The organism is Spirillospora sp. NPDC046719 (assembly GCF_040645715.1).
Taxonomy (GTDB): domain Bacteria; phylum Actinomycetota; class Actinomycetes; order Streptosporangiales; family Streptosporangiaceae; genus Spirillospora.
Window position 1 is genome coordinate 24,012 of sequence record NZ_JBEYYT010000055.1, and the last position, 11,134, is coordinate 35,145.

Annotated in this window: 11 protein-coding genes and 1 tRNA gene; 9 read left to right on the top strand and 3 right to left on the bottom strand. The window is 70.3% G+C overall.

Translation table 11 applies throughout. The features are described 5' to 3' along the window. The first annotated feature begins 88 nt into the window (after window positions 1–88). Complete coding sequence (locus ABZ914_RS13000) at window positions 89–949, top strand: hypothetical protein (protein ID WP_500193148.1); 861 nt, start codon at window positions 89–91, stop codon at window positions 947–949. 60 nt (window positions 950–1,009) lie between these two features. Here ABZ914_RS13000 and ABZ914_RS13005 read toward each other — a convergent pair whose 3' ends face one another. Beyond that, window positions 1,010–1,717: a DUF6597 domain-containing transcriptional factor gene (locus ABZ914_RS13005; protein WP_500193149.1), complete on the bottom strand. Its 708-nt coding sequence runs from the start codon at window positions 1,715–1,717 to the stop codon at window positions 1,010–1,012. Between the two features lie 65 nt (window positions 1,718–1,782). On the opposite strand from ABZ914_RS13005, the gene ABZ914_RS13010 reads away from it, so the two are divergent. Then, on the top strand, window positions 1,783–2,337 hold the full coding sequence (locus tag ABZ914_RS13010) for a type 1 glutamine amidotransferase domain-containing protein (RefSeq protein WP_500193150.1): 555 nt from the start codon (window positions 1,783–1,785) through the stop codon (window positions 2,335–2,337). Between the two features lie 107 nt (window positions 2,338–2,444). Then, a complete protein-coding gene (gene pyk / locus ABZ914_RS13015) occupies window positions 2,445–3,863 on the top strand; it encodes a pyruvate kinase (protein WP_190862392.1) in 1,419 nt (472 codons plus the stop codon). A gap of 116 nt (window positions 3,864–3,979) precedes the next feature. On the opposite strand, the gene ABZ914_RS13020 is transcribed toward pyk, so the two are convergent. Together ABZ914_RS13020 and ABZ914_RS13025 are read right to left on the bottom strand one after the other, a co-directional pair. Beyond that, a complete protein-coding gene (locus ABZ914_RS13020; RefSeq protein WP_500193151.1) occupies window positions 3,980–4,759 on the bottom strand; it encodes a helix-turn-helix domain-containing protein in 780 nt (259 codons plus the stop codon). Window positions 4,760–5,099: 340 nt separating this feature from the next. Further along, window positions 5,100–5,172 (bottom strand) — tRNA-Leu (locus ABZ914_RS13025). A 96-nt stretch (window positions 5,173–5,268) separates the two neighbouring features. On the opposite strand from ABZ914_RS13025, the gene ABZ914_RS13030 reads away from it, so the two are divergent. The 6 genes from ABZ914_RS13030 to ABZ914_RS13055 form a co-directional block, all read left to right on the top strand. Next, the gene (locus tag ABZ914_RS13030) at window positions 5,269–5,898 is read left to right on the top strand and encodes an ANTAR domain-containing response regulator (protein WP_347256922.1); all 630 of its coding nucleotides are present in this window, start codon (window positions 5,269–5,271) and stop codon (window positions 5,896–5,898) included. 302 nt (window positions 5,899–6,200) lie between these two features. Further along, window positions 6,201–7,352, top strand: coding sequence for a branched-chain amino acid ABC transporter substrate-binding protein (locus tag ABZ914_RS13035; protein ID WP_500193155.1), 1,152 nt, complete (start codon window positions 6,201–6,203; stop codon window positions 7,350–7,352). Between the two features lie 94 nt (window positions 7,353–7,446). After that, window positions 7,447–8,415: a branched-chain amino acid ABC transporter permease gene (locus tag ABZ914_RS13040; RefSeq protein WP_190862396.1), complete on the top strand. Its 969-nt coding sequence runs from the start codon at window positions 7,447–7,449 to the stop codon at window positions 8,413–8,415. Beyond that, window positions 8,412–9,569: a branched-chain amino acid ABC transporter permease gene (locus tag ABZ914_RS13045; RefSeq protein WP_500193152.1), complete on the top strand. Its 1,158-nt coding sequence runs from the start codon at window positions 8,412–8,414 to the stop codon at window positions 9,567–9,569. The genes ABZ914_RS13040 and ABZ914_RS13045 overlap by 4 nt, the downstream gene beginning before the upstream one ends. Beyond that, a complete protein-coding gene (locus tag ABZ914_RS13050) occupies window positions 9,566–10,375 on the top strand; it encodes an ABC transporter ATP-binding protein (RefSeq protein WP_500193153.1) in 810 nt (269 codons plus the stop codon). The genes ABZ914_RS13045 and ABZ914_RS13050 overlap by 4 nt, the downstream gene beginning before the upstream one ends. Continuing rightward, the coding region (locus ABZ914_RS13055; protein WP_500193154.1) for an ABC transporter ATP-binding protein at window positions 10,365–11,134 on the top strand (770 nt) is incomplete at its 3' end. The genes ABZ914_RS13050 and ABZ914_RS13055, both read left to right, overlap by 11 nt.

Consider the following 11,134-nt stretch of genomic DNA (forward strand, 5'->3'; position numbering starts at 1 on the left):
GCCCGGTCGCCCACCGCTGGGGCGGCCGGGCCCACCGCGTCCGATTCCTCCAAGACCGGCCTCACCCACCGCCCTACGGTGAGGCCCCATGAGAACGCTCAACGCCACCGACCTCGCCCGCGCCCGGGACTTCATGCGGCGCAACGCCCGCGTCATCGACCGCCGCCGCTTCGACCTCCACTTCCACGGCGCCCCCGCCGCACCCCTCCTCGCCGCGCTCGCCGCCTACGAGAACCCCGACGGCGGCTACGGCCACGCCCTCGAACCCGACCTGCGCGGCGAGGCCGGCCAGCCCGCCGCCGCCCAGCACGCCCTCGACGTCCTCCACGAGGCCGGCGCCGACGACCACCCCGCCGTCGACCGCATCGCCGCCCACCTCGCCGCCATCACCACCCCGGACGGGGGAGTGCCCTTCGTCCTGCCCGCCGTCCACGACGCCCCCCACGCGCCCTGGTGGCAGACCCCCGACGACCCGCCCGCCGCGATCAACCCCACCGCCGCCCTCGCCGGCCGGCTCCACCGCGCCCGATCACGCCACCCCTGGCTCGACACCGCCACCGCCTTCTGCTGGCGCCACCTCGACGACCCGCCCGCCGACCCCGGCCCCTACGACGTCCTCGCCCTGCTCGCCTTCCTCGACCACGTGCCCGACCGCGCCCGCGCCGAAGCCGCCTTCACCCGCCTGCGCGACACCCTCGCCGACCGCGCCCGCAGCGACCACCACGACCCCCTCGACTTCGCCCCCGCACCCGGCGGATACGGGCACCGCCTCCTCGGCGACACCGCCGTCGACGCCGCGCTCGACGCCCTCATCGACGCCCAGGACGAGGACGGCGGCTGGGACATCCGCTTCCTCACCTGGACCCCCGCCACCCGCCCCGAATGGCGCGGACACGTCACCGTCGAACGGCTCAAGACCCTGCGCGCCTACGGCCGCCTCAAACCCTGACCCCCGCCCCACGGCCCGGCCTCGGCGGACGCCCTCCCCACGCACCCGGCGGCGTCCGCCTCACAACAGGGCCCGGACGGGCTCCCCCGCCAGCGCCCGCACCTCGTTCGCGAGATGCGGCTGATCGGCGTAGCCCGCCGCCTGCGCCACGTCCGCCAGCGCCATCCCCGAGCGCGCCAACCCCAGCGCCCGCTGGAACCGCAGCACCCGCTGCAGCGTCTTCGGCCCGTACCCGAACGCCGCCAGCGAACGCCGCCGCAACTGCCGCTCACCCAGCCCCACCGCGTCCGCCACCTCCCGCACCGACCCGCCGGCGAGCCCCGCCACCACCACCGGGACCAGCGGATCCACCGGCCCCGCCAGCGCCGCCCGCGCCCGCACGCCCGCCACCAGCACGGCACGCCGCGCCTCCCGCGACCCGGCCCCGGCCACCGCGTCCGCCAGCTCGTCCGCCGCCCCGCCCCACAGGTCCCGCAGCGGCCCCCGCCCGTCCCGCAGCGCGTCCGCCGGCACCCCCAGCACCGGCGGCGCCGCCCCCGGCCCGAACCGCACCGCCACCATCTCCGCCCCCGGACGCAGCGCCGCCGGCATCGGACCCGTGTCCGGGCCCGCCACCTGGATCCCGTCCGCCGACCAGATCAGGTCCACGCACCCGTCCGGCACCACCCGCTGCACGAACGGCTCCGCGCCCGCCGGCAGCGCGGCCGTCCACGAGCAGACCAAACCCGCCCCGCGCTCGGGGACCTCGCGATAGCCCGTGGGATTCATCACCCCTGCATACCACCCGCCTCCCCGGGCAGAGGACGCGAAGAACCGAATGGGAGGAACAGAACATGCCGTCCGATCTCCAGGGCAAGACCATCGCCTTCCTCTGCGCCCCCGAGGGCACCGAGCAGGTCGAGCTCACCGAACCGTGGAAGGCCGTCGAGCAGGCCGGCGCCACCCCGCGCCTCGTCTCCACCCAGTCCGGCCGCCTCCAGGCCTTCGACCACCTCGACAAGGCCGACACCTTCCCCGTCGACACCACCGTGGACGTCTCCGACCACACCGAGTTCGACGGCCTCCTGCTGCCCGGCGGCGTCGCCAACCCCGACTTCCTCCGCACCCAGCCCAAGGCCGTCGCGTTCGCCAGGTCGTTCTTCGACGCCGGCAAGCCCGTCGCCGTCATCTGCCACGGGCCGTGGACGCTCATCGAGGCCGACGTCGTCCGGGGCCGCACCATGACGTCCTGGCCCAGCCTCCAGACGGACCTGCGCAACGCCGGCGCGACATGGGTCGACGAGGAGGTCAAGGTCTGCGAGGCCGGCCCCAACGTGCTCGTCAGCAGCCGCAAGCCCGGCGATCTCAAGGCCTTCGGCCAGGCCGCCGTCGACGCCTTCGGACGGTGACCGGGCGGCCATGGTCTAGACCTCTGACCTAGACCATTCGGTGAACCTTGGGCGACCGCATCCTGCACGAATATCCGTACCAACGGGTAACTAAGTACGGTTGTGACGTGACCCGTCGAGCGAAGATAGTCAGCACCATCGGTCCCGCCTGCTCCAGCACGGAGCAGATCCACGCCCTCGTCGAAGCCGGCATCGACGTCGCCCGGCTCAACATGAGCCACGGCGAGCACGCCGTCCACGAAGAGGTCTACCACCGGATCAGAGCGGCCGCCGAGGCCACCGGACGCGGCGTCGGCATCCTGGCGGACCTCCAGGGCCCCAAGATCCGCATCGGGCGGTTCCCGGACGGCCCCGTCCGCCTCACGCTCGGCGACGAGTTCACCATCACCACCGAGGACGTCCCCGGCACCCGCCGCGAGGTCTCCACCACCTACCAGGGCCTGCCCGGCGACGTCGGCCCCGGCGACACCGTCCTCATCGACGACGGCCGCGTCGCCCTCGAGGTCACCGCCGTCGACGGCCCCCGCGTCCGCACCACCGTCACGGTCGGCGGCATGGTGTCCGACAACAAGGGCCTCAACCTGCCCGGCGTCCCCGTCAGCGTCCCCGCCCTCACCGAGAAGGACGAGACCGACCTGCGCTGGGCCCTGCGCCTCGGCGTCGACCTCGTCGCCCTCTCCTTCGTCCGCACCCCCGCCGACGCCGACATCTGCTACCAGATCATGGAAGAGGAGGGCGTCCGCGTCCCCCTCATCGGCAAGATCGAGAAGCCGCAGGCCGTCGAACTCCTCCCCGAGATCGTCGCCGCCTTCGACGGCATCATGGTCGCCCGCGGCGACCTCGGCGTCGAACTCCCCCTCGAACAGGTCCCGATGGTCCAGAAGCGCGCCATCGAACTCTGCCGCGAGAAGGCCCGCCCCGTCATCGTCGCCACCCAGATGCTCGAATCCATGATCTCCGCGCCGCGCCCCACCCGCGCCGAGACCTCCGACGTCGCCAACGCCGTCTTCGAGGGCGCCGACGCCGTCATGCTCTCCGGCGAGACCAGCGTCGGCCAGTACCCGATCGAGTCCGTCCGCACCATGAGCCGCATCGTGGAGACCGCCGAGCAGGCCACCCTGCACGCCACCCACACCCTGCAGCGCATGCCCGAGACCGTCGGCGGCGCCATCGCCCGCGCCGCCGCCGAGGTCGGCGCGATCGTCGGCGCCGAGGCCCTCGCCGCCTTCACCATGTCCGGCGAGACCGCCCGCCGCCTGTCCCGCTACCGCTCCCCGATCCCGCTGCTCGCCTTCACCTCGGTCCCGGCCGTCCGGGGACGGCTCGCGCACGTCTGGGGCGTCGAGACCTTCATCGTCCCCCAGGTCGACCACACCGACGCCATGTTCCGCCAGGTCGAGCAGGCCCTCCTCGAACTCGGCCGCTGCCAGAAGGGCGACAAGGTCGTCGTCGTCGCCGGCTCGCCCCCCGGCACCCCCGGCTCCACCAACGCCCTCCAGGTCCTCAACATCGGCGAGGGCCACTGACCCGGCGCCGACCGGCCGCCGACCCGCAAGGGCCGGCCCGGCCGGCCGCGCGCCGCCCCAGGCGTTGATCACCGCCGGGTCTCATTTGCACGACGCTCCGGCCACCACGTCAACCATCAATACTTGGCCCCCACGAACTCGTCCAGCCGAGCCACCGCCTCCCGCTTCGCCACGGAGATGTTCTTCGCGTTCATCTGCGTCCACGCGATCCCGAGCCGATCGAGCGCGTCGGTGAAGAGCCACTGGATGTCCACCGAGACGTTCGTAAAGGTGTAGCGCGGATACTCGTACCACCGATCCCCGTCCTGGAGCGGCCTCCGCACCCGGTTCATGCTCCGGCAACCGTCCGAGTGGATCAGCCCCCGGACGAACTCCTCGGTGCGTTGATCCGTGATCTCTCGCTGCCACCCGGCGAGTTCGATCTTCCTCTCGTGCTTGCGCCCAGGCCCATGCTGGGGGAACAGGCACGGCCAGTGCTTGGAGTACGAACCGACCATGGTGCAGCCGGTCCTCTGGCGGCGTCCGACGCGGGAGCCGGGCAATACGGAGCCCACCGCCTGGGCGGCGGCGTCGATGAGACCGGGCCAGGCGTCAGCACAGGCGATCTCGAGCTTGTAGACGCCTTTGGCCTGCCGGGCGATATGGCCATCGCCCAGATAAAGACCGAGCAGGTAGGCGTATTGCCGCTTGTCTAAAGGCTGATCGGAGCACCGAGGGCAGTCGCTTCTGGGCTGCTTGCCTCCTGGGCGGTCCGGGTGGAGTTCGGGACGCCGGCTCCCGGAGCGCCACTTGCGGATGGCGCCAACGGAAACACCGCAGGCGCGGGCCACGGCGTGATCTGTCAGACCCTGCTGTTTCAGCCGCCAGGCTCGTCGGACGATCTCTTCGTCGAGCATGGCGGCACTGTCGCATCCGCCACCGACAGTTTCGGATCGATCTCACACAGTGAGCTCTCGGTGAGTGTGGGGGCCGCGACGCGGTTCGTGCTGCCAAGTGTGAGCGGGCCTGCACATGATCGAGTCTTTGGGCGGAAGGACGCCGAGTGTCGCCGGGTGCAAATCGCCACAAGCCTGCATTGATGCCGCCGTGCCGTGCGGCTCGCCATAGGGGCTCGGTGGCCTGACGGTCGGCGAGCCGGCGCGGCCGAGCGGCATCTGGAAGAAGCGCGTAGGCGTCCTCGGGGGCTCGACGTCGCGTTGTGCCGAGTGATGTCAGACCTGGCCGTTATGGAAGAAGTGCCCCGAGTGGGATTCGAACCCACACTTGATGTGGTTTGAGCACATTGCCTCTGCCATTGGGCTATCGGGGCATTTGTCCGGATAAACTGGACATTTTTTGTGGCATTGACCCCCAGGCAGCCTGGGGGAGGGGTGACGGTGACCAGGGTAGCGGGTTCGGTAGGCTCGTGCGCGTGGAGAGCGCTCGGCGAGTTGTGATCGCGGAAGACGAGGCCCTGATCCGGCTGGACCTGAAGGAGATGCTTCAGGAGGACGGCTACGAGGTCGTGGGCGAGGCCGGGGACGGGGAGACCGCGGTCCGGCTGGCCGGCGAGCTCAAGCCCGATCTGGTGATCCTGGACGTGAAGATGCCCGTCCTGGACGGCATCTCGGCGGCGGAGCGGATCTCGGCGGACCGGATCGCGCCGGTGGTGATCCTGACGGCGTTCTCCCAGCGCGAGCTCGTCCAGCGGGCCACCGAGGCGGGCGCGATGGCCTACCTCGTCAAGCCGTTCGCCAAGACCGACCTCGCGCCCGCCATCGAGATGGCGGTGAGCCGGTACACCGAGCTGCGGGCGCTGGAGGCCGAGGTCGCGGGGCTGCAGGAGCGGCTGGAGACCCGCAAGGTGGTGGACCGGGCGAAGGGGCTGCTGCAGGAGGCGAACGGCTGGTCCGAGCCCGAGGCGTTCCGGTGGATCCAGAAGACCTCGATGGACCGCAGGCTCACCATGAGGGCCGTGGCGGAGGCCGTGGTGGCGGGCGCCACCGGCACCGCGGGCGGTGCCGCGAACGGCGAGGGCGAGCCCTCCGCAGGCTGACCGCCTGCACTGTCATCCGGCGCGTTGTCAAGGTCCAATGCGCCCGTGCCGGACCGGCCATGGTCGGCACGCTCCGTAATCGTGCCTGGCAAAACGGGGGAACCGATGGGCACGGGGGCGTAACGAACCAATAACCCTTCGATCCGGGGGTGCTGATCTGGGTCGGGTCCACGGTGTACGACATAGCTGGTCCCCGAGTGACCGATATCTCCTCCCGGGAGCGGTCGGCGTCGGGGCATGACTCGTACCCGATCCGGTGCGGATCCGGATGTGAAAGGTTGGGCACCTTGCGGCGCAACAGGATGAGGGTGACCGGCGCTATCGCGCTGGGAGCGGCGATGGCGCTGGGCGCCGCCGCCTGCGGTTCGGGAGACAGCGGCGGTGGCAAGGATCTGACGATCGCCTACATCGGTGTCCAGACCGGCGACAACTCCCCTGAGCTCGGGATCAACATCTCCAACGCGGTGAAGCTGGCGATCGACCAGTACAACGCGACGAACCCGAAGAAGAAGGTCAAGTTCAAGATCTACGACACCAAGGGCGACCCGGCCGTCGCGCCAGGCCAGGTCCAGAAGGCGATCGACGACAACGTCACCGCGGTCGTCGGCCCGGTGTTCTCCGGCGAGTCCAAGGCCACGGTGCCGAGCCTGGAGGAGGCGGAGATCCCGAACATCTCCCCCTCGGCCACCTCCACCGCGCTCGGCAAGAACGGCTGGAAGTTCTGGCACCGGCTGATCTCGAACGACGACGCGCAGGGCCAGGTCGACGGCGAGTTCATCGTGAAGACGCTGGCCGCCAAGAAGGTCTTCGTCATCGACGACAACCAGGAGTACAGCGTCGGCCTGGCCGACAAGGTGTTCTCGACGGTGCAGGCGCAGGGCGTCACGCCGCAGCGCGACAAGATCGACCCGAAGGCGACCGACTACTCCAGCACCGTCAACAAGGTGAAGGCGGCCAAGCCGGACGCGATCTTCTTCGGCGGGTACTACAACGGCGGCGACAAGCTGCTCAAGCAGCTCCGCGACGGCGGCGTGACCGCCAAGTTCGTCTCCGACGACGGCGCGCTCGACCAGAAGCTGGTCGACGGCGCCGGCACGAAGCAGGCGGAGGGCGCGCTGGTCTCGTGCGCGTGCCAGTCGATCAACCCGACGGCCGACAACCCGGCCGTCGCGAAGTTCATCAACGACTACAAGGCCGCGTTCCACAAGGACCAGGGCACGTACTCGGCGGAGGGCTACGACGCCGCGAACGCCATCCTGGGCGCCTTCAAGGCCGGTAAGACCTCGACGAAGGACGTCAACGACTACCTCAAGACGGTGAACTTCCAGGGCGTGTCGAAGCCGGTCAAGTTCGAGGCGAACGGCGAGATCCAGGTCAAGACCATCTACATGTTCCAGGTGGTCGGCGGGAAGCTGAAGTTCCTCGGCGACGCCGCCAAGGTCAAGCCCGAGTGAGCTAGGCCCGCCACGACGCAGGACGGACGCCGGTCCTCCGGCGCGGGGCGGGAGCGCCACAGCGCTCCCGCCCCCCTTTCTTGAGGAACCCTCTGTGCTCCACGACTTCACATCCCAGTTCTGGGCGAACACGGTCGACGGGCTGACCGTCGGTTCGATCTACGCGCTGGTCGCGCTCGGCTACACGATGGTCTACGGCGTGCTCCGGCTCATCAACTTCGCCCACTCCGAAATCTTCATGATCGGCACGTTCGGCGGGCTGACCCTGATCCAGGTGGTCGGCTTCGACAACGGCCCCTACACCGGCATCGCCCTGGTGGGCGTGCTGCTGGCGTGCCTGGTGGCGTCGATGGTCGCCTCGGGCGGGGCGGCGCTGCTGCTGGAGCTGGTCGCCTACCGGCCGCTGCGCCGCAAGGGGGCGTCGCGGCTGGCGGCGCTGATCTCGGCGATCGGCGCGTCGCTGTTCCTGCAGGAGCTGTTCGCGACGACGGTGATCCCGCACTTCTTCGGGCACGGCGGCGGCCGCGACCCGATCCACGTGCCGGACCTGCTGAAGAAGGAGACGCTGTTCTCGATCGGTTCGGGGGACGTCCGCAACGACAAGCTGCTGATCTTCGTGGCGGCGATCGTGATGATGGTCGTCCTGGACCGGTTCGTGAACGCCTCCAAGCTCGGCCGCGGCATCCGGGCCACGGCGCAGGACCCCGAGACGGCGGTGCTGCTCGGGGTGAACATCGACCGGGTCGTCGTTGTGACCTTCGTGGTCGGCGGGCTGATGGCGGGGGCGGCGGGCTTCTTCTTCGCGCTGCTCTACCAGCAGACGATGTTCAACATCGGCTTCATCCTCGGCATCAAGGCGTTCACGGCCGCGGTGCTCGGCGGCATCGGGAACCTGCGGGGCGCCCTCGTCGGCGGGTTCACGCTGGGGCTCATCGAGAACTACGGTGGCTCCATCTTCGGCTCCGAGTGGAAGGACGTCATCGCGTTCACGCTTCTCGTGGTCATCCTCCTGTTCCGTCCCACCGGCATCCTCGGTGAGTCCCTCCAGCAGGCGCGCGCATGAGCGACAACACGAACAAGACAGCGAACACGGCGGGGTGGCGCGGTGCGTTCACCGGCCCCCTGGAGGCCGTCCGCACGCACTGGGACGGGGCACCTGGGTGGGAGCGCTGGGCGGTCTACGTCCTGCTGGTCATCGGTGCGCTGTTCCTGCCGTATGAGGGTCTGGCGCCGGTGATGTCGCCGGAGTCGGCGTGGTCCACGATCCTGTTCTATCCGATCGGGATCTACGTGCTGCTCGCGCTGGGCCTGAACGTGGTGATCGGGTACGCCGGGATGCTCGACCTCGGGTACGTGGCGTTCTGGGCGATCGGCGCGTACACGATGGCGACGATGGCGGTGAAGCACGGGATCGGGTTCTGGCCGCTGCTGCCGTGCGGGATCGTGCTGGCGGCGGTGTCCGGGGTGATCCTGGGCGCTCCGACGCTGCGGTTGCGCGGCGACTACCTGGCGATCGTGACGCTGGGCTTCGGAGAGATCGTCCGGAAGGTCGCGGAGAACACGAACTGGCTGGGCGGCACGCGAGGGATCAACAACATCCCGCACCCGCCGAGCCATGAGGGCGTGTGGTTCGCCGGGGTGGACCTGTTCACGTACAAGATCAGGGACGCGCGGCCGTACTACTACCTGCTGGTCGCGGTGATCGTGGTCGTGATCATCTTCTCGAAGCGGCTGGAGTCGAGCCGGATCGGGCGGTCCTGGACGGCGATCCGGGAGGACGAGGACGCGGCCGAGATCATGGGCGTGCCGACGTTCAAGTTCAAGCTGCTGTCGTTCGCGACGGGCGCGGCGATCGGCGGGGCGGCGGGCGTGGTGTTCGCGGCGAAGACGAGCTACGTCGCGCCGGCGAACTTCCCGTTCCTGCTGTCGGCGACGATCCTGGCCGCGGTGGTGCTGGGCGGCGCGGGCAACATCCCGGGCGTGATCGTGGGGGCGTTCCTGGTGGCGTGGCTGCCGGAGCGGTTCCGCGGTCTGGCCGACTACCGCGACCTGGCGTTCGGCGCGATCCTCGTGGCGATGATGATCTTCCGTCCGGAGGGGCTGATCCCGTCGAGACAGCGCAAGGCCGAGATGGCCGAGGGCGGCGGAGGGATGGGCCATTTGGGCGCGGAGATCGACACCGCGTCCGGTTCGGAGGCCGAGGTGGGGAGCAGATGAGCGAGGTGTCCGGTGCCGCGGGCGGCAAGACCGGCGGCGCACTGCTCGAACTGTCGCAGGTGACGATGCGCTTCGGCGGCGTCGTCGCGCTGAACGCGGTGGACCTGACGGTGCGCGAGGGCGAGATCTTCGCGCTGATCGGGCCGAACGGCGCGGGCAAGACGACGGTGTTCAACACGGTGACCGGGGTGTACCGGCCGACGGCGGGCGAGATCAGGTTCGCGGGCGGCCGGCTGAACGGCCTGAAGCGGTACCAGGTCACCAAGCGGGGCGTCGCGCGGACGTTCCAGAACATCCGGCTGTTCCCGAACATGACGGCGGAGCAGAACGTGCAGGTGGGCGCGGACGCGCACCACAACGCCGGGCTGATCAGCGTGACGTTCGGGCTGCCCCGGCACCGGCGGGCCGAGCGCGAGGGCAAGGCGCTGGCGCGGGAGCTGCTGGACTTCGTCGGGGTGTCGCACCGCACGCACGACATGGCGAAGAACCTGCCGTACGGCGACCAGCGGCGGCTGGAGATCGCGCGGGCGCTGGCGACGGACCCGAAGCTGCTGCTGCTGGACGAGCCGGCCGCCGGGATGAACCCGGCGGAGAAGAACGCGCTGATGGAGCTGATCCGCAAGATCCGCGACAGCGGCCGGACGGTGCTGCTGATCGAGCACGACATGGGCCTGGTGATGGGGATCAGCGACCGCGTCGCGGTGCTGGACTTCGGACAGAAGATCGCCGACGGGCTGCCCGCCGAGGTGCAGAACGACCCGAAGGTGATCGAGGCGTACCTGGGGGCTCCGGCCGATGCTTCTTGAACTGAGGGACGTGCACGTCCACTACGGCAAGATCGAGGCGCTCAAGGGCGTGTCGCTGCAGGTGGACGAGGGTGAGATCGTCTCGCTGATCGGCGGGAACGGCGCGGGGAAGACCACCACGCTGAAGACGATCTCGGGGCTGCGGTCCTGCTCGTCGGGGTCGGTGTTCTTCGACGGCGCCGACATCGGGTCGATGCCGGGGCACAAGCGGGTGCTGGCGGGCATCGGGCAGGCGCCGGAGGGCCGGGGGATCTTCCCGGGCATGTCGGTGCACGAGAACCTGCTGATGGGCGCGTACGCCCGCAAGGACGACCATTCCAAGGAGCTGGCGGAGGCGTACGAGCTGTTCCCGCGGCTGGCGGAGCGGCGTTCGCAGGCGGCGGGGACGATGTCGGGCGGCGAGCAGCAGATGCTGGCGATCGGCCGGGCGCTGCTGTCGAAGCCGAAGGTGCTGCTGCTGGACGAGCCGTCGATGGGGCTGGCGCCGATGCTGGTGCAGCAGATCTTCTCGATCATCGAGGAGATCAACCGGCGCGGGACGACGATCCTGCTGGTGGAGCAGAACGCGCAGCAGGCGCTGCGGCTGGCGGATCGCGCGTACGTGCTGGAGACGGGCCGGATCGTGCGGTCGGCGCCGGCGGCGGAGCTGCTGGACGACCCGCAGGTGCGGGCGGCGTATCTGGGCGGCGACGTCGGCGGGGTTCCCGCTGAGGCCGCTGGCGAGGACGGTGCTGCCGCGCCGGGCGAGGCCGCGCCGGG